The following is a 20,752-nucleotide window of genomic DNA, read 5'->3' as shown; positions in this document are numbered from 1 at the left end:
TTTATTCCTCCTATTTAAATGAGTTGCACGGATGTACAATTGGATTTAAAATTCTGAAATTACCGGATAGATTTGCCCTCTCAAATTGAAATTATAGTTCTGGTCTACAATTCCTACCACTTCGTTACTATCATAAAGATCCACCATGAAGCCCGCCATTTGCTTCGCAGTGTGATACTTAGGCATGTTTGCTTTAAAATCAAATTCTTCAGCATCTATTGATTTTTTCGCAAATTCCGTTTCCGTTATGGCTGGTGCTAAAACTTTTGCCTTCATTTTCGCACCTTTCAGTTCCAGTTCTTTTGCAAGCCCTTCGGTGAAGGCACTAACATAATATTTAGTTGCAGAATAAGTAACACTGCTAACGGCAACAGCATAACCAAGTGCTGAAGATACGTTAATTAACTGAGTTCCTTCTATATCAGCATAATCGTGTGCATATAGAGTAGAGAGAATTGTTAAGGTTTCTATATTAACACGCAGCATAGCTTCAACTTTATCTAAATTCTGATCCACTACAAAAGAGGATTCACCAAGCCCGGCATTATTAATCCAAGTCTCAATTTGATACTCCTTTAAATCGTTATACAGGGTATAGGCCTGATCAGTAACCGACAGGTCACTTGTAAGAATTACAACGTCTAAATCTGAATTTATTCCTTGAATTTTTGATTTAAGCTCTTCTAATTTTTCCAATCTTCTAGCTACAATAATCAAGTTTTTGCCGCGAGACGCAAAGGCCAATGCTGTCTCATATCCTATTCCTGAGCTCGCTCCTGTAATAACTGTGTACTTCATACGATTCTCTCCCTTTTAAAAAATATTATTTAGATAATTGAAGAATGATCATTCTACTTTAGTTAAAAAAATAAGAGTTAGATCTAACTTGGTCTAAGCATAGCATTTTTAGAATGATCAGTAAAGTATTTTTAATAAGAGGTGACCAATAGACCGTCAGCAGATTTAGCATTGCTTTGGATGTTATAGAAAATCAGGTCAATGCCCTGTTCTGTTTTGGGTGAATCTAACCATACGGGTCACCAATTTGCGTGGCAGTAATCGTGGAATGAACTTCATTAATCGGTTGCGAGCCCCTGGCATTATGAATGTCTTGCCGCGTAAAAAGCCTCGATAACCTTCCTCAGCTACCTGCCCGGCCTCCATGATAGCCCCATTCTGGAACAGTTTCGAGGCCCCCATACCCGAACGATCAACGAAGCCGGTTGATGTCAGACCTGGACATAGTGCCGTCACAGTCACGCCCGTTCCGTTCAATTCGTTTTCAAGAGCCTCGGTGAACGACAGCACATACGCCTTCGTTGCGTAGTAAACTGACATCATAGGTCCCGGAAAAAAAGCCACCAATGAAGCGACATTCATCACGCCTCCTTCGCCGCGTTTAACCATATCCGGCACGAACAACTTTGTCATAATCGTTAGGGCCTTTATATTGACGTCAATCATATTCGTCTCTTCCTCTAACTTCGTCTCCAAAAATGTCCCAAATAAACCAAAACCAGCATTATTGACAAGATAGTCGACGACGATCCCCTTCTCCTTGAGCTCCGCGAAAATCTCCTCCGGCACACCGTGCGACGCGACATCCTTGGCGATGACCGTCGCTCGGGTGTCATATTTTTTTTTGTATTCTTTACCAAGCTCCACAAGCTTACTCTCACTACGCGCCACCAGCACCAAATCATATCCATCCTTGGCGAAACGATCTGCCAATTCTTTTCCAATCCCGCCAGATACTCCAGTGATAAGTACAGTTTTTCTCATCTTACAAGTTCACCTCTATTTTTTAGTATTAACCGTTTTTCAGCATTCAATAAGATTATTGATTTGAATGTTCGTTCTCCATATAAAAGACCTCTAATAAAGAGCGGCATGGAGAGATTGTACATACGAGAACGATTATTCTAGTAATGTGAAAAAAATATTAATCAAATCATTTTTCTAAAAACTGCATTGATATGTTGGCTATACGGTGAAGTTTCTCTCTGGGAATCGAGGTTCTTGCCATACTCCTTAATCCAACTCCTACATTATGCAGATACTCTGCCAATTCCCCAGCGTCGTAATCAGAGCTGAATTCACCGTCTCGTTGCCCCCAAAAAATTATTTCCTTGAGTAGTTGCTCTTCTGTTGTAAACGCCTCAGTAGACTTTTTATTAACATCGGCATCGCGCGCTGCCAATTCGACCGCCGAATTTACCATTAAGCAGCCGGAAGGCGAGTCCGTTTCCCCACTGATCAGGATGCCAACAATAAATTGTAGGGCTTCCGTTGCAGTCTTGGAACGTTTAACTCCTCCTGTAAGAGAGGCGTTGACTTTACTTTCATAACGATCCATCGCCTTTAGAAAAAGCGTATGTTTGTCGCCAAATGTGTCATACAAGCTTCTGCGATGGATGCCCATATGCTCAACCAAATCGGACATGGATGTTTTCTCGTAGCCCTGTTCCCAAAAAAGTTGCATCGCCTTATCCAATACCTTGGTCTCATCAAACTCCTTGTTTCTTGACATTTCAGTTCCCTCCTTCTTAAGAATTTAACATATCGGGAACGATCAGTAAAGAAAAAGCATGTTAAATACGTTTGCAGCCTCCCCACCATTATGCTCTCATGTGGATCAAATCAATCTCACAGCTCAAAATAATGGAGCAATCAAGCTGAAGAGGATAGTTTGCGAAGACTTCAAACCGATTATATCCATTTGCATCAACTACACCGACCTGATGTTCATACCAATATTGAAAAAACTCTTGATGCGCTTACGTATCTGGTCAGAAAAGGGAAGAATACTGCCTTACATTATACAGGTAGCAAAATTAATTCTTTCATCAGTCGAATGAATAATTCCATAGAGGAGCTTATCCACTTGTTTTTATGATAAGCACAAATTGCTGTGATTTTTTGTGTGTCAAGCTCTGTTTTGAGTTTTATCAAAGATTTATTTTTCAATTCTTCTTCGACTGTAAATTGCGGTAGATATGCCACCCCTAAATTACTTATCACACTTTGTTTAGTTGCTTCAATACTTGATAACTCAAGGGTGTTGTCAAGTACAATACCTTTATCTTTCAAGTATTGATCAAACATTTGCTGGAAAATGCTATCTGGATCATTAATGATCAAGCTGACCGATTTTCTTTGGTTTCCTTGCAAAAAATCCCTTTGATTGATTGGTAAGTTAGGCGAAGCAATTAAGGCCATGCCCAAATTGACAATAGGTTCAGTTAATATTGTTGGAGAGTACCCACCCACATCATAATGCACTGCAATATCTGCTCCACCGTTAATGATTTGGTCTCTTATTATATAACAATTTAATGCTTGCAACGATAACTTTACGTTAGGAGCCCGTTCTTTAAATGCTCTAAGTACAGGCTGCATCTTATAGATTAATAGCGACTCGGGCATGGCTACCTTTAGTGTACCGCTCATTTCGAGAATGCTTTTACCATAATTACTGATTTGCTCGGAAGATTGAATAATCGTATCAATGTACGGTAAAATATCCTTCCCCGCTTGTGTTAGGATCATTTTTCTCCCAATTCTTTCAAATAATTTTACTGATAGTTCTTGCTCTAATTGTTGTATCTGGAAGGTGACTGTGGACTGCGTATAATTGAGTTTACGTGCAGCATTTTGAAAGCTTCCAGTCTCCAAAATTGTTTTGACAGTGTTAAGATACTTTAATTCCATAGTTAATGACCCCTAAACATAATTCGATTTAATCGAATTTTAATATTTGCAATATCGATTTAATTAATATTTAGTTCGCAGAACTCTATCATAAGTAAAACAACCTGTCAAGGGGGATGTAAGGAGTAAATACGCGAGCAAGTTGTTTGAGATAACATTCAAAAATATAACAGAATCTATCCATTGCTTAATGGTGTGCCGTCAGTCCATGGCTTGGTTCTCGCAGATCTCCTTTCTATAATTCAATAATACTGAATCATAAGTTTTATTATTTCGATTTTTTTAATATTTTTATTTGTGGTATCGTTTCATAAAGTGGAGCAACCGATCCAGGAGGATATACGGAATAAAATAGATCTTTACTTTAAATGATATTGAAAGAAGGTTTATTTAGGTGAGTACAGTAATGTGGGTATCTTTCTTGTCTTATGCAATTACAACAGCTCTTTCGCCGGGCCCTAATAATATATTAGTCTTAAATGCAGTTAGCAACAATGGAATGAAGCGAAGTAAACAATTGATATTTGGAGTCTATTTTGGTTTTTTTAGTGTGATGGTCATATGTGGAATGTTTAGTGTAGTCCTCGCAAAGTATATACCTACTGCAATGCCATATATGAAGTACATTGGGTGTGCTTATATTTTGTGGCTTGCTTATTATACGGCAATAAGCAAGCCATCCAGCTCCGATGCCGAGGAAGGCTCTACTTCATTTATGCGTGGCTTTATTCTGCAATTTGTAAATGTAAAAATAATTTTATGGGGAATTACGATATTTACAGGCTATGTTCTTCCGTATTATTCATCTTTTGCAGCGGTAGCCGGTTTTATTGTTTTGGCTACTATTATTGGTGATGGAGCAACGCACCTATGGGCGATAGGCGGGGTAATCCTGCATAAAATCATAAATAAGTATTGGCGCCCAATTAATTTAATGATGGCATTGCTATTGGTTTACAGTGCATTAAGTTTAATATGAAATAAAAGGAGATTGGATTATGTCATTTGAAAAGGTTCGAAGCTATTTCGAAAAGCTTAACATGGGAGACAGAATCAAAAATTTTGATAGTTCCTGTGCCACGGTCGAACAGGCGGCAGAAACAATAGGTGTAGTTCCATCTCGTATTGCAAAAACACTGAGTCTAAGAAAAAACGATGGCTGTATGCTTATTGTGATGGCTGGAGATGCCGGTATTGATAATAAGAAATTCAGACATTTTTTTGGACTCAAAGCAAGGATGTTGACCGCTGATGAAGTGATGGAACAAATAGATCAACAGGTTGGTGGTGTATGTCCATTTGCAATTAAAGAGGATATACCAGTATATATCGATATTTCTGTTAAGCGTTTCGACTCCCTTTTTCCCGCTTGTGGAAGTCCGACAAAAGTCATCGAACTTTCTCCTGATGAATTATTTACCTATGGACACGCTATTGCATGGATTGATGTGTGTAAAGGCTGGGATTTATACCATCAGTAGTAAGCCATAAAATTCATTATGCATGGTTATATTAGCAGCCTATTTTTTTGGGGGGTGGCTTCTCAAAGCGTACGCTCTCCTTAAGCAGCATACCAGGGGGTTCGTGCACCATGTCCGGGTATTCTCAAGCTTTCTCAAAGTGATTTTCATCCAAGCGACCACGACATTCAATCTGTTACATGTGACCTGTTTCGAATGTCCCTCCTGAGACACCTTACACCTGCCATTCTTATTACCAATGCCAAAACACCTCCAAAGTTTGTCTGGGAAGTAATCTTTTGAAGGTGTTTTGGCTTATCTCACACTGAAGGTCATTTCCTCAACCTAAAACTTGCTCTCTTCCATAAAATTATTCCCTTTTTGCTGCTTTCAAATGTTCCATGACGTGTTTACCCATTGATTCTACGCTTGTCTGCTTGTAACCAATCGGGGGTCCATCCTTTTTCCATCGCATCCAGGGTCACTCCTGGCGGAACAATCGCATCTATCGCATCAAGTACATCACTGCTCAATCGAACGTCACTGCCCTTTAAAGTTTCCCGGAGCTGCTCGATCGTTCTAGCCCCAATGATGGCTGAAGTTATGGAAGGATGAGATTGTGTAAAGGCCATGGCCAGATGCGGTAAAGTTAACCCCGCTTCATCTGCAAGTGTTTGAAGCTTTGCTATGATTTCAAACTTGGTCCGGTTTTCTTCCCGATTAGGGTCGACAACAGATTTTAAGCTTCCCGCAAAGGTGGCTGCTCTTGAATCGGAGGAGTATGATTCCCCAAATCGGTATTTACCAGTTAATAGACCACCCGAAAGTGGACTCCAAACCAAAACGCCCATTCCGTATTTTGCTGTGGCAGCAAGCAAATCGAATTCGATACTTCGGTTTAAAATGGAATACGGGGATTGCTCAGAGACAAAACGTGCTGCATTTTTACGTTCGCTAGTCCATTGAGCTTCTGTTACTTGCCATGCTTGAAAGTTCGATGTGCCAATGTAGCGAATCTTCCCTTCTCTAACCAGATCCGTAAGCGCATCAAGAGTTTCTTCAATATCGGTGTTAACATCAGGCAGGTGTAGTTGATACAAATCGATATAATCGGTTTGAAGTCTTCGTAAACTATCCTCTACTGCTCGTTTGATCCAATATTTCGAGCTACCAGATTGATTGGGTCCACTGCCCATGGGAAAACCACCTTTAGTGGCCAAAAGGATATCCTCCCTGCGTCCTTTTAACAGTTCACCTAAAATTTCTTCTGCTTGACCACTTGAATAGACATCGGCTGTATCGATCAGGTTGACTCCTGCAGCCAGAGCTTCATCCAGAATGGGTTCACACTCTTTCTTCGTGTTGTTTCCCCAAAAACCAAATGTACCTGTACCTAATACAAAACTGCTTACTTTAAGACCTGTACTGCCTAATACACGATATTCCATCTTCACCCATTCCCCTCTGCTCGTTAATATTTAAACGAAAAATTTTTTCAGTACGGCAACCTCATTAATTTTCTTTTACAAACCGATTAACTAGATATTAAATTGAATAAAGGTTCCTCCTTGTTTAATACTCCTGCAAAATTAAAGAATGATCATTCTAAAAAGAATTGAGGTAGCCATTACATGTAGGGGGCAACTGTGTGCTCTTTAAATTCTTCACTTCTTGCCGTTGCATTTCCCTAGCTTGCATCATCAGTATAACATATCTAGAACGCTCGGTAAAGAAATGGTTTTTTATAGTGCTTTGTTCATCAACTAGACTCCGGCCAAAAAAAAGACACTGACTTTAGGCTGGTTTACTTCCTTGTTTCGCAGATTGTATTAGCCTTAAGGCAACGTCACTTGAAGATGTAGATTTATCTTTTTCCCGACTTTCTGCCATATGCATAATATAGCTTCTTCCAATCCATTGGCAAAAACAGTTGCTCCATGGTATATTCCGTGTACAAAAAAAGCGAGTCCTTTGTAAAAGGTTGCTCGACACTTCCATTTTACCAAGGACTGGCTTCTTTTTGTGTTACATTTTTTTTGAAGTGGGCCGTCCCTCATTCATTTATGACTTTTGAGACAGCCCCGTCTTCATAAGGAGTATTCGATATAAAATGTCTTCTTTACATACTCGACGACCTCTTCCGAGGTTTTCAGGGAAAGAACGGCCTCTTTTATGCTTTTTGCCTGTTCTCCGGTCAGATCTCTGAGTTGCGTACGTACCGGAAGGATCGAGGTTGCGCTCATGGAGAACTCATCGAGTCCCAAGCCAAGCAATATAGGAACGGCCAGTGGATCGCCGGCCATTTCTCCACACATCCCAACCCACTTTCCTTCTTTGTGCGCTGCGTCAATAACCATTGAAATCAGCCGTAAAACCGCCGGGTTGAAGGGTTGATACAAGTAGGATACGCGTTCATTCATACGATCGACAGCCATAGTATATTGGATCAAATCATTGGTTCCGATGCTAAAGAAGTCAACCTCTTTGGCAAATAGATCAGCCATAACGGCCGTAGACGGTATTTCCACCATCATGCCGATTTCAATTTGCTCTGCTACTTTTACTCCTCTTCCCGCAAGCTTTTCTTGTTCTTCCATAAGAATAGTTTTTGCTTCCTTAAATTCAGATAATGTTGCAATCATCGGGAACATGATTTTCAAGTTTCCATAGACACTCGCACGTAACAAAGCGCGTAATTGCGTGCGGAAAATGTCCTGTTCTTCCAAACATAAACGAATCGCCCTAAAGCCTAAAAACGGGTTCATTTCTTTGGGTAGTTTCAAGTAAGGCAGTTCTTTATCGCCACCGATGTCCAACGTACGGACAACCACCGACTTCCCTTGCATTTTTTCCAAAACGGTTTTATAAGCAACAAACTGCTCATCCTCTGTCGGAAGCCTGTCTTTTCCCATGTAGAGAAACTCTGTACGGTAAAGCCCAACCGCTTCTCCTCCATTTTCCAACACACTTTTAACATCAGCCGGTGTACCAATGTTTGCGGCCAGTTCGACATGCACGCCATCTTTAGTTACCGTCGGCTCATGAACTAAATTCGCCCACTGTGCTTTTTGCGCTTCGTATTTTACTTTTTTCGCTTCATATTGAGCAATGACTTCTGATGATGGGTCAATGATGACTTCACCTTCCAAACCATCAACAATAACCACTACGCCGTTTTCAATCCTTGAAATAGCTTGTTTTGTTCCGACTACAGCCGGGATTTCCATGGAGCGGGCCATGATCGCCGAATGGGAAGTACGGCCACCGATATCCGTCGTAAACCCTTTCACATATCGGCGATTTAGCTGTGCGGTATCTGATGGTGTCAAATCCTCAGCGATGATGACGACTTCCTCGGAAATCAGGCTTGGATCGGGAATTTGCACCTCTAACAAATGCGCAGTCACCCGTTTCATTACATCGCGGATGTCTTTGGCGCGTTCCTGCATATATTCGTTTTCCATCGATTCAAGCATGGAAATAAACCTGTGGGCTGATTCTTTTAAGGCATATTCCGCATTTACGCCTTCCATACTTATGTTTTCGAAAACCGGATTTAATAGTTCCGGGTCATTTAACACCAATAACTGAGCAGCAAGAATTTCTGCTTTATCGGCGCCAAGCTCACAGTTTACGTATTCCGTAATTTTTTCAAGCTCTGCTTTTGACCGGCTGATGGCTTGCTCCAATCGCTGTTTTTCAGCTTCCTTGTCAATGACATTGTTCTTTAAAATTTGAAGCTCCAGTTCCTCCAGACGATAGGCTTTGGCGATCGCTATACCGGCTGACGCGCCGATTCCCTTTAAGCGATTCCCCATTACTCACCAAGCCCCTCGTTTTTCAATATTTCTTCAATCCCATGGATCGCCTTATCCGCATCGGAACCAACAGCAACAATTCGAAATTGTGCTCCTTGAGGAATACCCAGAGACATAACACCCACAATCGATTTCAAGTTGACACATCTGCCATTATATTCGATATTTAGCTCTGCATTATATTTGCTTGCGGCTTGAACCAGGATTGAAGCCGGCCGCGTGTGTATGCCAACCTCATCAATAACTGTAAATGTTTTTTCCGTCATAGTCTCCTCTTTCTATATAAGTTGAATCTTTGGCGTAACTTGCGCTTTTTTTCAATTCACCTTATACAATCTTCCTAATTTCAATAGCATTTTTTCTAGCAGCATGGTTCCCGGTCCGGTTAAAGCAAACGCTATAACCGTTCCGATACCCACGATCCCCCCGAAAAAGAATCCGGCGCTTAAAAAGACGGCATCTACGCCGATTCTGCCGATATCATACCTTAATCCGAATTTTGACTCCGTATATCGCAATATAGCGTCTAAGGCATACATGCCGTTGCCAAAATTCATCAACAACACATAAGTGATGGAGAAACAAAAGTTAGCCAGGATGACAATGACGATTTTTATGAATAACGATAAATTAGACAGCTCCATATTGGCAATAAACGGATGAATCCAATTAATCAAGGGTCCTATCAAAAAGGAATACATAATGGAAGAAAAACCAATTGATTTATGATTTAACAAAAGACCCGCAGCCAGAAAAACAATACTTACGCAAAAGCTTGCAAGACCGACACTAACTCCGAGACTTTTATGCAATCCATCCAATAAAACCGTTAATGTATCGGATCCTATATTGCACTCGATAAATAAATTGACGGCTATAGCGCTTAACAAGGTGGCAACGGCCACAATAACCAATCGACCGCTAAATTTCGCAAAAGACGGGTATTTACACAACCTCAATCCAGATTTTCTCCATTAGAAGCGATCACTTTTTGCATCCAGTAAAAGCTGTCTTTCCGGAAGCGCTTTTTACTGCCCTTGCCGTAATCATCCTGATCCACGTAAATAAATCCGTAGCGTTTGCTCATTTCCGAGGATGAACAACTAACGATATCAATCGGTCCCCAAGCATAATAGCCTCTTAGATCCACCCCATCCTTAATGGCTTCTTTCATTTGCTCGATATGAGTCCGATAATAGTCAACCCGATAAGGATCATGGATCGAATTATTCTCTTCTAATTTGTCATGGTAGCCAACCCCATTTTCCGTGATATAAATAGGACATTGATACCGGTCATAAAACAGGTTAAGCAAGGTGCGAAGACCAATCGGATCAATCGTCCATCCCCATGAATTGGCCGGAAGTTCAAAATTGCGGTAAGGTCCTGTCTTGTTTTTCAAACTTTCTTCATCAAAAATGCGAGTATAGTAGTAGGAAAATGACATAAAGTCAGCCGTATTTCTCAATGCTTCTTCGTCGCCTTCCGCGAATTCAACGGTAATATTGTTGTCGTGGAAATAACGGAAAGCATAGCCAGGATAATATCCGCGCATTAACACATCGGAGAAAAAGTACTCCATTTGATTATTGCGCACGGTGGCGAATACATCTTCCGGTTTGCTGGTAGCCGGATAGGACGGTCCCCCGCAGAGCATCATCCCGATTTGCAAGTTGGAATCCAGGTTTTTGGCATACTTCGTGACCAAACCGCAAGCTACCATTTCATTATGCACACCTTGATATTTGGCGGAAGCTAAATCATCTACTACATCTTCCGCAATGCCCAGATGGTTAAAGGATTCATGAACAATCAAATTGATTTGATTAATAACAATCCAATATTTCACCTTTTTATGGTACCGATCAAGAATCACTTTGCTAAAGCGGACAAAAAACTCGATCATTTCTCTGGAGTACCAACCTTTATAAGCCAAGGTCAAATGCAGCGGCATTTCGTAATGGGACAGGGTGATCATTGGCTCCATCCCGTTCGCTATAATTTCGTCGATCAGGTTATCATAAAATTTCAAACCTTCTTCATTCGGCTGCTCTTCGTCACCGTTCGGAAAAATTCTTGTCCAATTGATCGAGGTGCGAAAGGTTTTGAGTCCAAGTTCGCTCAACAATTTCAAGTCTTCTTTATAAGAATGATAGAAATCGATTCCCCAACGTTTTGGAAAAATTCGCTCTTCATTTTGCATAGCTTCCTTAATATAGTCCATAGTCAGTTCTGTATTGTACTTTTTATCTAAAGGAATTTCATCCGTATATTCATTAATATCCGCTACGCTTAACCCTTTTCCGTTCACATTGTAAGCGCCTTCTGCCTGATTAGCAGCGATAGCTCCTCCCCATAAAAAATCGGCTGGAAATCCTGATGGAATATTTTTCATTTTTATTACTTCCTCCCTTTATTTATTGGTCATTTCTAATTGGGTCAGCCTCTGATTAAAACTCTCAAAAATATCGATTAACCGCTTGGCAATATTAATTTCACTATAGACCGTCATGAGCGTGTCTTGCGCATGGGCAAATAAAACCGAGTACTCTCCATTTGCTCCTTCTGTTTCTTTTTGGATGCAATTCGTTTGCACGCGATGAGCGATCACAATTTCCGCGTTGGCTAATTTCATCTTTTCCTTAGCGCCGTCAAAGTCGCTTTTTTCAATATCCTTTAAGGCATCCGTACAATGCTTTCTTGCTTCCCCTGCGTGCAAAATGATTTGCATCGCCTCTTGAGCTACTTGTTCCGAAGTCATAATAAAATCTCCTTAACAGATTAATTGGTTTGCGGCAATTCTTTTTCAAGTTCTTGTTTTTCGTAGGTTTTGAAAAATGGGTACCAAATCAGCGTAGCTACCCCGACGCAGATTAGCATCAAAATAATGCCTGTGATCGTTCCTGTCGTAATCCACGTGGAGATTGGAAAAGGAGCATACCACAGATCGAAGATCACTTTCGGGATGGAGCCGAAAGGAATGACTTTGGTCCCGATCCAAACGATCGCCGGCAAGATGATCCCCGTGATCCACATCGGCAGCATCAATATGGGGTTCCATACGATCGAACCGAATACCAAAGGCTCGTTGATATTAAAGATGGAAGGGACTAAACTTGCGCGTCCCAGCGCTTTTAGCTTGGTGCTTTTAGAGAAGACATGCATAATAACCAGGGGTAACGTACAGCCTACGCCGCCTACAAACAAGTATGCCGAAAAAATCGTTTCGGCCGTTACAAGATTATGCGCCCCCATGGTCGCGTTTGAGGTAATGGCCGCCAGAAAAATCGGTTTGGTGACAGGGGTTAACACCCAACTGGAGATCCCCATGGAATATAAGAAACAGTATAAAAATATAATCAGGATGAATCCCCAAGGCGTCTCTACCACGTTGGCCAACGGCATAAAAATATTTAAAATGATGTTGTATATATCAACATGAACGATATCGACCAACACCCAAGCCATAACCAAAGTGATACCGATGGGAAGCATGGAATCAAACCAGGCTCTGACAAAGTCCGGGATGACGGAATCTTCCTTGAAAAAAGAGAATTTTCCGAAAAGACTCATGATATATCCGGTGAAAAGAGCGGCGATGATGGCAACGAACATACCTCCGGTTCCCAAAGAACTATGGGAAAAGCCAACCGCACCGTCTTTGACGACCTGGGGAGTAATGATGATCAAGAAAACAATCAAACTGGTGCAACCGGCGATAAACCGCTGCTTTCTTAACTTCTTTTTCTCCATCAAATTGAACGGAATCAGGAAAGAAACCAAGAGCGAAAGCATGCCCATCGTCCATCCGAACGGAACCCAAAAATTAGGGTAGTTTTTGATTTGATAGACATCGCCGGGGATGGTGAGCAGGCAAAATACCGATCCCAGAAGAATGAAAGGCAATAGTTGCATGACGGAATCCTTGAGCGTGACGATCCATACATTGTTATTGACTTTATTCATCTTCGGAGAGAAGTCGTTTTTCAGCCATTCCATTAATTTGTTCATTTTCCTTATCCCCTTTTTAGCTGTTCAACTCATTCATCATATCATCCAAAGCCGCTTCCCCATCCAAAGTGGAATAATAAGAAGGCTTCATTAAGAGCACTTTGACATCTGTATCTTTGGTAAGCTCGTTGATATCATCCATAATATATGCTAAATGTGGACCGACTAATAAAGCATCAATATCATGAATGTAATTTTCGATTTCCGCTTCCCCTCTGGCTTTGATGTCCATGTTCAAGTTTCTTTTTTTAGCGGCTTTGCGAATATTGGCAGCCATAAAGCCGGAGCTTGCTCCGGATCCGCAAACTAACAACACGTTTAACATTTCTTTTGTATTTCCCATGGTAATCCTCCTTGCTTTTATTTATAATGATTTGACAGCGCTATCTTTGTTACAACCAAACTATAATACAAACCCCAAAACGGGCTCAAATAAAAAAATGCACCCCTAGGGTGCAACATTTTAAAGCGAGGGATCATACCATGAAAACGCAGTATATTGATTTGATTCAATATTTAATCTCATATAACAATGAATGGATTTCATCGCAAAGTTTGGCGGACAAATATGATGTGTCCAAACGGACCATCAAATCTTATATAAGTGAGATTAATGCAATTCACCACGGGTTAATCCTATCTTCGAATAAAGGTTATAAGGTCAATACCGATCAAGTAAATAGGTTTCTAACCAGTGAACAAAAAGCAATCCCGCAAACCCAATCCGAAAGAATGGCGTATATTCTGAAAAAACTGGTGCAAACCAATGAGCCCATTTATATTTACGATTTAAGCGACGCTCTGTTTATCAGTGAGTCAACACTGAGACTGGATTTAAAGCTTATTAAAGAAAAGCTTACTAAAAACAACTTGGAATTGAGTTTGGTTAAGGAGCATCTAGGTTTACGAGGCAAAGAAAAGGACAAGCGCAAATTAATGAGTAGTATTTTGTACGAGGAGGCCAACGGAAGTTTTATTGATATCGATAAAATCAAAAGATTTTATCGGGATTTAAATGTGGATTATATTCGGGAAGCTGTCATTGAAACCTTTTCTTCCCATCACTTTTTTACCAATGATTTTTATTTAACCAATGTGGTCATCCATATTACCATTGCTCTGGACAGAATGAAACATGATTTTCAGTTTTTAAATAAGACTGTGAATTATACTACCAACAACACTACTTATTTAATCGCCAAAGAAATTGCCTTAAAATTGGAGTCTTATTTTCAAGTACAATATTCAGAAGACGAAATCGCTGATTTAGCGATCTTAATTTCATGCAATGGAACAAACGTTAACTTTACCCAAACCGAAATTAGTGACCTGGAACGTATTGCCGGAACAGATTGTATTGATTTGGTCAGTGAAATCGCAACCGACTTGGATAAATATTACTACATCAACATTATTGATGCAGATTTTATTATGCGTTTTACGCTGCATATTAAAAATCTTTTAATGAGATTAAAAAATCATTATTCGACGAAAAATCCATTAACGAATACGATCAAAAGAGAATGCCCACTCATTTATGATTGCGCCGTTCATGCTTCGCATGTGATTAAAGAAAAAACCGGCTATAGAATTAGCGATGATGAAATTGCTTATCTAGCTTTTCACCTGGGGTATGCCATTGATTTGCAGCGGCAAACGAACGTAAAAATCTCATGCACGGTACTGTTTCCACTTTACTACAGTATGAATGTGCAAATGATCAATAAATTACAGCAGTATTTTAGCGACGATATTTCGATTCATTCGATTGTAACCGATGAGAGCGATTTGAAATACGCAACAAGCGATTTTATTATTTCTTCCGTCCAATTACACAAAATTCCTGAAGTCCCTTATGTTGTGATAACTCCGTTTTTTGTTGAAAGCGACCTAAAAAAAGTATCGAACAAACTATTTGAATTAAAAGAGCAAAAAAAGAAAAATCAATTTAAGCTTTATTTAAAATCTTTTTTGGACGAAAGACATTTCTGCAACTCCACGGAAAGATGCGAGAAAGAAGACGTTTTACGTTTTATCTGTCACATCATGAACCGGGATGGTTATACGGACGAAGATTTTTTCGCCAAAATTATGGAACGGGAAGCGATGTCCTCTACCGCGTTCGGACAAGTTGCTATTCCTCATGCGATCAAAATGGAATCCCGCAAAACGGGCATGTTCATTTATTTGAATCCGAATGGCATCAAATGGGATAATTTTAACGTGAAAATTGTATTATTAATCACCGTCAGCGGGGAGGATCGAAAAATATTCCGCGACGTATTCGATGCACTCGCCACTATATTGACGGACGATAAACATGTGAATCTGTTATCTTCCGTTCATAGCTTCGATCATTTTATCAATCAATTAATCACCTGCTGGGAATAATTTTTCGACAGTATTACCACATTCTCGTATAATGAATGATAATCATTCACATTCAAGTAGGAGGGTAATGAATATTGGCAAATTTCTCTGATGGGAAATACAATCTCATTTTAAACGCGGCTATTGAGGTCATTACGGAAAAAGGATATGATAAGACGGCCATTTCAGATATCGTAAAAAAAGCAGGCGTTGCACAAGGAACGTTTTATTTATATTTCTCATCCAAAAAAGCGTTAATCCCAGCGATTGCAGATAATCTTCTGACCATTACTTTTAGTAAAATCAAAGAAAAAGCACAAGATAAAGAAAGCTTTTGGGAGGTGCTGGATATTGTAATAAACGAAACCTTCAACATAACCGATTCATACAAAGAAATCCTTGTCCTTTGTTACTCAGGTCTTGCTATCGATCATTCCCTGGAAAAATGGGAAGCAATCTATTCTCCTTATTATACTTGGCTTGAGGACATATTATTGAAAGCCATTAACAATAATGAGATCATCAGTGACCTTCATGCAAAATGGACTGCCAAACTTATCATAAATCTGATTGAAAATGCTGCCGAACGATTTTACATTGGCCTTGAACAAGAAGAACCCCTGAACGTATTTAAGACTCGGGTATTTAATTTCATAAAAAGATCATTATGGAGAACATGAAAAAGAGTACTGGAAAATCTGCATTTATTTTTTTGAAATAATATGACTGATGTTCATTCATTAATAGTCTGGTGACTTTTGTGAATTTCGGAAAGGAAAAATGGTCTATGAATAAGGGTTGGATTTTTGTCATTTTAACTTCTCTATTCGAATTATTTTGGGTTTTTGGATTTAATGTTGCCAACACTTGGTGGCACTGGATTATCATCATTACTATTATTATCAACAGTTTCTTTCAAAAGCATGTGAGTCATTGCCGACAGGTACCGTTTATGCCATTTTTGCAGCAGCAGGTACAGTAGGTACGGCTCTAATGGACATTATTATTTTTGAAGCGGAATTCAGTGTTGCAAAAGGTCTGTTTATGGGGATCCTGGTCATTGGAGTTATTGCATTGAAACTATTCGATAATAAGCCAGAATCTAGATCAGCAAAAGGAGCTCGTTGATATGGGTTGGCTATTCGTATTTATTGCTGCTCTATTGGAACTTATTGGAGTCATCGGTTTAAAAAAATTCAGCCAAAGGAAATCCATTTTGAACATACTGATGTTCTTTGGTGGATTTGGAGGTGCTCTTGCTTTTCTATACGCTTCCTTTAACTATCTTCAACTCAGCATTGCCTATGCTGTTTGGATTGGAATAGGAACTTTAGCTGCCGTTCTAGTAAACATGTTTTTTTTCAATGAATCAAAAAGCATTGGGCGCATTATAAGCATCATTATCATTGTTGTTGGTGTTGTTGGACTCAAAGCAGTTTCATAATGCCTGCAAAGCTGTATAAGCCATTTACAGCCCGGTTTATTTAAGGTTTATTATCAAAAAAGAGAATCAAATGCCGTCTCTTTCTCAGCTCGTGTACGGGAAAGTTTTTCTGAGGAAGGAATGCAGCGGTTTAAGCCTACCTCTCTGCCCCTAATAACAGAAGAAAACCCTAACAATCATCTGGCCCATTTCATTCACTTGTTTAAGCCAGAGAAGATGGGAAACGTGTATGTTCTGGAAGGAAATGAACTTTATATGACGGAGGAATTGAATCTGGACTACAACATAATTGTTATGGATTGCAGAGTTTTTGGAAAATAGCGCATTCAGGAAAACTTCGCAGGGGCGGATATTCACCTTCTCTGCGGATCTGCCATGCCCTATGAGGTGGCAAGATTTTATCGGGCAGTAGAGCAATGTAAGAGTCTCTCAGTGTGGTCCTTGGATTGTTTAACCCGCATGTAAATGATAAGGTTTATCGAAATTTGCTCGAAACTTAGATCATCGGCTGAAAAGATAGCGAATGAACGAATAATAGCAAGTAGGTGTCAATCATCTATGAACCAAGAGTATTTTGTCGCCGTGACTAAGAGGACAAGATTAGAACCAGACGGTTTGCTTAGGGACCGCTACTCCTAACATTGCGTCTTTTTTGACATAGCACCGAGAGTCCCCATTTATCCGCATAGATATGTTGCATTTCTGCCCCTTTTTAACCACAGGGTACGGCTTTGTCAATACATGCCACGACCAGAATTATCATATCCATTAAAGGCTACCTCTTCTTATTTGATATAGACGGGCAAAGCACAATTCGAACTAGGATCGAGCTTTTGCAAAGCTATCCCTTACCTCTTGGCTATGGCGCCATCAATATTAAACAGAATACGAGCGGCCTTCTCCTTCTAAGATTTACTAGCTTCTATCTACTAAGAGTATAGCTATTATTGGCAGGTAATAAAACATCCAAAAACAAAGCCGAAATCTTGCTCCAGGAAGCCAGAAAGAATTATCACATGGAAGAACAGGCACTCGCGGAAGAAACCGAAAAAAATGCTGTAAAAGCAACAGAGGCTGTTCTGCTCTTTTCGGTTATAAGGGGCAAAAAAATTGAGCTAGCTGTGATACTTGCGGCTTTTTACGGACTAAGGAGAAGCGAAATCGTTGGACTTAAATGGTCAGCCGTTGATTTAACCAATCGCACATTACAATCAAACATACGGTTACATCTGGCAACCTCAATGGGAAGTACATTGAAATCGAGAAGGATCGAACAAAGAACAAAGCCAGTCGTCGAACCCTACCGCTGGTAGATACCTTTTATGAGCTTCTGGTTCGCATGAAGGAGCAACAAGAAGCCAATCGCTTATCTTACGGCAACGCTTACTGCACCGATTACCTGGAATATATTTATGTGGACGCATTAGGAGAACGCATCAAGCCGGGTTACCTGACACAGCAATTCCCGTATTTTCTGGAGAAGCACAGCTTCAGACGTATTCGATTCCACGATCTTCGGCATAGCTACGCCAGTCTATTGTTAGCCAGCAGTGTGGGCATGAAGGAAGTTCAGGAATGGCTGGGCCATAGCGATTATTCAACCACAGCCAATAAAATGAATGAGGTCATAAAAATATAAAAAAAGCTCATTAGAAAAATCTAATGAACTATCACGAGTTTTGATTGGTACCGGCGAGAGGACTCGAACCTCCACGGTTTCCCACTCGATTTTGAGTCGAGCGCGTCTGCCATTCCGCCACGCCGGCATATTCAATTATGGAGGCGCCACCCAGATTTGAACTGGGGAATAAAGCTTTTGCAGAGCTTTGCCTTACCACTTGGCTATGGCGCCAGAGTATTACAAAGCGGACGACGGGAATCGAACCCGCGACCCTCGCCTTGGCAAGGCGATGCTCTACCGCTGAGCCACGTCCGCATTAAGATGGCTGGGGATATAGGATTTGAACCTATGCATGACGGAGTCAAAGTCCGTTGCCTTACCGCTTGGCTAATCCCCATTAAAGGTAAAGGGCGACCGATGGGGCTTGAACCCACGAATGCCGGAGTCACAGTCCGGTGCGTTAACCACTTCGCCACGATCGCCGCAAAGACAAAAAAAATTTGGCAGGGGCAGCAGGAATTGAACCCACACCAACGGTTTTGGAGACCGTTGTTCTACCTTTAAACTATGCCCCTATAAAACTGGTGGAGGATGATGGATTCGAACCACCGAACCCGTAAGGGAGCAGATTTACAGTCTGATGCGTTTGGCCACTTCGCTAATCCTCCAAAAATGGTGCCGGCGAGAGGACTTGAACCCCCAACCTACTGATTACAAGTCAGTTGCTCTACCAGTTGAGCTACACCGGCACATAAATTATTCAATTAAGAGTGGCTCGGGACGGAATCGAACCGCCGACACGAGGATTTTCAGTCCTCTGCTCTACCGACTGAGCTACCGAGCCTTATTCTAAGCCTCTTCGACAAACATTGTATTACTAAAATGGCGGAACTGACGGGATTCGAACCCGCGATCTCCTGCGTGACAGGCAGGCATGTTAGGCCTCTACACCACAGTTCCAAGGGTATTTCCTAAGGGAAATTAATTGCGGGGACAGGATTTGAACCTGTGACCTTCGGGTTATGAGCCCGACGAGCTACCGAACTGCTCCACCCCGCGACAATAATAAGTATTCAATTTTCCAAGTGGTGGAGGCTGAGGGGCTCGAACCCCCGACCCTCTGCTTGTAAGGCAGATGCTCTCCCAGCTGAGCTAAGCCTCCACAACGCAACACTTCACATATTATACCATTACAAGCTTTTTATTTCAAGCTCTTTTATAAAATAGTTAATGACCCGTAGGGGAATCGAACCCCTGTTACCTCCGTGAAAGGGAGGTGTCTTAACCGCTTGACCAACGGGCCACACAATAAATAATATCTGGCGGAGAGAGAGGGATTCGAACCCTCGAGACGCTTTTGGCGCCTACACGATTTCCAATCGTGCTCCTTCGGCCAACTCGGACACCTCTCCATATGGCTCCCCGAACAGGACTCGAACCTGTGACAACTCGATTAACAGTCGAGTGCTCTACCAACTGAGCTATCAGGGAATAATAATCATTTATTCAAGGTTACACCCTGAAAACTGGATCCGAAACTCCATTGCGTCCTATACTTTAGGATAAGCCCTCGACCGATTAGTATTGGTCAGCTCCATGCATTACTGCACTTCCACCCCCAACCTATCTACCTCGTCGTCTTCAAGGGGTCTTACTAATTGGGAAATCTCATCTTGAGGGGGGCTTCACGCTTAGATGCTTTCAGCGCTTATCCCTTCCGTACATAGCTACCCAGCGGTGCTCCTGGCGGAACAACTGGTACACCAGCGGTACGTCCATCCCGGTCCTCTCGTACTAAGGACAGCTCCTCTCAAATTTCCTACGCCCACGACAGATAGGGACCGAACTGTCTCACGACGTTCTGAACCCAGCTCGCGTACCGCTTTAATGGGCGAACAGCCCAACCCTTGGGACCTACTTCAGCCCCAGGATGCGATGAGCCGACATCGAGGTGCCAAACCTCCCCGTCGATGTGGACTCTTGGGGGAGATAAGCCTGTTATCCCCAGGGTAGCTTTTATCCGTTGAGCGATGGCCCTTCCATGCGGTACCACCGGATCACTAAGCCCGACTTTCGTCCCTGCTCGACTTGTAGGTCTCGCAGTCAAGCTCCCTTCTGCCTTTGCACTCTTCGAATGATTTCCAACCATTCTGAGGGAACCTTGGGGCGCCTCCGTTACTCTTTAGGAGGCGACCGCCCCAGTCAAACTGCCCACCTGACACTGTCCTCGTACCGGATCACGGTACCAAGTTAGAACCTAGATACGATCAGGGTGGTATCCCAAGGATGCCTCCTCTCAAGCTGGCGCTCAAGTCTC

The 20,752-nt window shown here is 41.4% G+C and carries 20 protein-coding genes, 15 tRNA genes, 1 rRNA gene and 1 pseudogene; 9 read left to right on the top strand and 28 right to left on the bottom strand.

Translation table 11 applies throughout. From position 1 onward, the window contains the following. Positions 1-45: 45 nt before the first annotated feature. The 3 genes from ABH897_RS17355 to ABH897_RS17345 form a co-directional block, all read right to left on the bottom strand. Entirely contained in the window at positions 46-798 is a 753-nt protein-coding gene (locus ABH897_RS17355; protein WP_283653243.1) for an SDR family NAD(P)-dependent oxidoreductase, read from the bottom strand. Positions 799-996: 198 nt separating this feature from the next. Continuing rightward, complete coding sequence (locus tag ABH897_RS17350; RefSeq protein WP_283657305.1) at positions 997-1,782, bottom strand: SDR family NAD(P)-dependent oxidoreductase; 786 nt, start codon at positions 1,780-1,782, stop codon at positions 997-999. Between the two features lie 169 nt (positions 1,783-1,951). Then, a complete protein-coding gene (locus ABH897_RS17345; RefSeq protein ID WP_283653246.1) occupies positions 1,952-2,530 on the bottom strand; it encodes a TetR/AcrR family transcriptional regulator in 579 nt (192 codons plus the stop codon). Between the two features lie 159 nt (positions 2,531-2,689). Between ABH897_RS17345 and ABH897_RS17340 the strand changes: the two genes are divergently transcribed. Further along, the gene (locus ABH897_RS17340; RefSeq protein ID WP_349361870.1) at positions 2,690-2,896 is read left to right on the top strand and encodes an aldo/keto reductase; all 207 of its coding nucleotides are present in this window, start codon (positions 2,690-2,692) and stop codon (positions 2,894-2,896) included. On the opposite strand, the gene ABH897_RS17335 is transcribed toward ABH897_RS17340, so the two are convergent. After that, a complete protein-coding gene (locus ABH897_RS17335; protein ID WP_404519502.1) occupies positions 2,818-3,711 on the bottom strand; it encodes a LysR family transcriptional regulator in 894 nt (297 codons plus the stop codon). The genes ABH897_RS17340 and ABH897_RS17335 overlap by 79 nt on opposite strands. 394 nt (positions 3,712-4,105) lie before the next feature. Here ABH897_RS17335 and ABH897_RS17330 point away from each other — a divergent pair, with 394 nt between their 5' ends. Next, complete coding sequence (locus ABH897_RS17330) at positions 4,106-4,690, top strand: LysE family transporter (protein ID WP_283653248.1); 585 nt, start codon at positions 4,106-4,108, stop codon at positions 4,688-4,690. Between the two features lie 19 nt (positions 4,691-4,709). Beyond that, complete coding sequence (locus ABH897_RS17325; protein ID WP_283653249.1) at positions 4,710-5,192, top strand: YbaK/EbsC family protein; 483 nt, start codon at positions 4,710-4,712, stop codon at positions 5,190-5,192. Positions 5,193-5,581: 389 nt separating this feature from the next. Here the strand turns inward: ABH897_RS17325 and ABH897_RS17320 are convergent, their stop codons facing one another. The 8 genes from ABH897_RS17320 to ABH897_RS17285 all read right to left on the bottom strand — a co-directional run bounded on the left by ABH897_RS17320 (position 5,582) and on the right by ABH897_RS17285 (position 13,325). Next, positions 5,582-6,619, bottom strand: a complete 1,038-nt coding sequence (locus ABH897_RS17320) for an aldo/keto reductase (RefSeq protein ID WP_283653250.1) — start codon at positions 6,617-6,619, stop codon at positions 5,582-5,584. Positions 6,620-7,258: 639 nt separating this feature from the next. Further along, positions 7,259-8,989, bottom strand: a complete 1,731-nt coding sequence (ptsP, locus tag ABH897_RS17315; protein ID WP_404592499.1) for a phosphoenolpyruvate--protein phosphotransferase — start codon at positions 8,987-8,989, stop codon at positions 7,259-7,261. Beyond that, a complete protein-coding gene (locus tag ABH897_RS17310; protein WP_283653252.1) occupies positions 8,989-9,255 on the bottom strand; it encodes a phosphocarrier protein HPr in 267 nt (88 codons plus the stop codon). Before ABH897_RS17310 ends, ptsP begins: the two co-directional genes overlap by 1 nt. Positions 9,256-9,306: 51 nt before the next feature. Beyond that, complete coding sequence (locus ABH897_RS27560; protein WP_283653253.1) at positions 9,307-9,894, bottom strand: DUF6198 family protein; 588 nt, start codon at positions 9,892-9,894, stop codon at positions 9,307-9,309. Between the two features lie 50 nt (positions 9,895-9,944). Continuing rightward, positions 9,945-11,384 (bottom strand): glycoside hydrolase family 1 protein, encoded by a 1,440-nt coding sequence (locus ABH897_RS17300; protein ID WP_283653254.1) that lies wholly within the window; start codon positions 11,382-11,384, stop codon positions 9,945-9,947. 18 nt (positions 11,385-11,402) lie between these two features. Next, a complete protein-coding gene (locus ABH897_RS17295) occupies positions 11,403-11,750 on the bottom strand; it encodes a PTS lactose/cellobiose transporter subunit IIA (RefSeq protein ID WP_283653255.1) in 348 nt (115 codons plus the stop codon). 20 nt (positions 11,751-11,770) lie between these two features. Beyond that, the gene (locus ABH897_RS17290; protein ID WP_283653256.1) at positions 11,771-13,000 is read right to left on the bottom strand and encodes a PTS sugar transporter subunit IIC; all 1,230 of its coding nucleotides are present in this window, start codon (positions 12,998-13,000) and stop codon (positions 11,771-11,773) included. Positions 13,001-13,016: 16 nt separating this feature from the next. Then, a complete protein-coding gene (locus ABH897_RS17285; protein WP_404581125.1) occupies positions 13,017-13,325 on the bottom strand; it encodes a PTS sugar transporter subunit IIB in 309 nt (102 codons plus the stop codon). A gap of 158 nt (positions 13,326-13,483) precedes the next feature. Between ABH897_RS17285 and ABH897_RS17280 the strand changes: the two genes are divergently transcribed. The 6 genes and pseudogenes from ABH897_RS17280 (at position 13,484) to ABH897_RS17255 (ending at position 18,453) form a co-directional block, all read left to right on the top strand. After that, entirely contained in the window at positions 13,484-15,391 is a 1,908-nt protein-coding gene (locus ABH897_RS17280; protein ID WP_283653257.1) for a BglG family transcription antiterminator, read from the top strand. 74 nt (positions 15,392-15,465) lie between these two features. Then, positions 15,466-16,050 (top strand): TetR/AcrR family transcriptional regulator, encoded by a 585-nt coding sequence (locus ABH897_RS17275; RefSeq protein ID WP_283653258.1) that lies wholly within the window; start codon positions 15,466-15,468, stop codon positions 16,048-16,050. 107 nt (positions 16,051-16,157) lie between these two features. Then, a pseudogene (locus tag ABH897_RS17270) lies at positions 16,158-16,498 on the top strand (DMT family transporter). A gap of 1 nt (position 16,499) precedes the next feature. Beyond that, entirely contained in the window at positions 16,500-16,814 is a 315-nt protein-coding gene (locus ABH897_RS17265; RefSeq protein WP_283653259.1) for a DMT family transporter, read from the top strand. Between the two features lie 947 nt (positions 16,815-17,761). Next, on the top strand, positions 17,762-18,127 hold the full coding sequence (locus ABH897_RS17260) for a site-specific integrase (protein WP_283653260.1): 366 nt from the start codon (positions 17,762-17,764) through the stop codon (positions 18,125-18,127). Then, positions 18,019-18,453, top strand: a complete 435-nt coding sequence (locus ABH897_RS17255; RefSeq protein WP_404519673.1) for a tyrosine-type recombinase/integrase — start codon at positions 18,019-18,021, stop codon at positions 18,451-18,453. Before ABH897_RS17260 ends, ABH897_RS17255 begins: the two co-directional genes overlap by 109 nt. Before the next feature lie 45 nt (positions 18,454-18,498). Here ABH897_RS17255 and ABH897_RS17250 read toward each other — a convergent pair. The 16 genes from ABH897_RS17250 to ABH897_RS17175 form a co-directional block, all read right to left on the bottom strand. Beyond that, a tRNA-Leu gene (locus tag ABH897_RS17250) sits at positions 18,499-18,580 on the bottom strand. A gap of 11 nt (positions 18,581-18,591) precedes the next feature. Further along, positions 18,592-18,666, bottom strand: a tRNA-Cys gene (locus ABH897_RS17245). 12 nt (positions 18,667-18,678) lie between these two features. After that, positions 18,679-18,750: transfer RNA gene (locus tag ABH897_RS17240), tRNA-Gly, on the bottom strand. Positions 18,751-18,757: 7 nt separating this feature from the next. Continuing rightward, positions 18,758-18,832, bottom strand: a tRNA-Gln gene (locus ABH897_RS17235). A gap of 12 nt (positions 18,833-18,844) precedes the next feature. Next, positions 18,845-18,917 (bottom strand) — tRNA-His (locus ABH897_RS17230). Between the two features lie 19 nt (positions 18,918-18,936). Beyond that, a tRNA-Trp gene (locus ABH897_RS17225) sits at positions 18,937-19,010 on the bottom strand. Between the two features lie 7 nt (positions 19,011-19,017). Beyond that, a tRNA-Tyr gene (locus tag ABH897_RS17220) sits at positions 19,018-19,103 on the bottom strand. A 5-nt stretch (positions 19,104-19,108) separates the two neighbouring features. Next, positions 19,109-19,184: transfer RNA gene (locus ABH897_RS17215), tRNA-Thr, on the bottom strand. Between the two features lie 22 nt (positions 19,185-19,206). Next, positions 19,207-19,279 (bottom strand) — tRNA-Phe (locus ABH897_RS17210). Between the two features lie 39 nt (positions 19,280-19,318). Continuing rightward, positions 19,319-19,395 (bottom strand) — tRNA-Asp (locus ABH897_RS17205). Positions 19,396-19,420: 25 nt separating this feature from the next. Continuing rightward, positions 19,421-19,494: transfer RNA gene (locus ABH897_RS17200), tRNA-Met, on the bottom strand. Positions 19,495-19,521: 27 nt separating this feature from the next. After that, positions 19,522-19,597 (bottom strand) — tRNA-Val (locus ABH897_RS17195). Positions 19,598-19,666: 69 nt separating this feature from the next. Continuing rightward, a tRNA-Glu gene (locus ABH897_RS17190) sits at positions 19,667-19,738 on the bottom strand. A 17-nt stretch (positions 19,739-19,755) separates the two neighbouring features. Further along, positions 19,756-19,847: transfer RNA gene (locus ABH897_RS17185), tRNA-Ser, on the bottom strand. 3 nt (positions 19,848-19,850) lie between these two features. Beyond that, positions 19,851-19,926: transfer RNA gene (locus tag ABH897_RS17180), tRNA-Asn, on the bottom strand. 67 nt (positions 19,927-19,993) lie between these two features. Then, a 23S ribosomal RNA gene (locus ABH897_RS17175) occupies positions 19,994-20,752 on the bottom strand; the annotation flags it as partial.

It is taken from the genome of Paenibacillus sp. RC73, from assembly GCF_044908085.1.
In the GTDB taxonomy this organism is placed as follows: Bacteria; Bacillota; Bacilli; order Paenibacillales; family Paenibacillaceae; genus Paenibacillus; species Paenibacillus terrae_A.
This window is presented reverse-complemented; position numbering and strand designations above follow the sequence as displayed.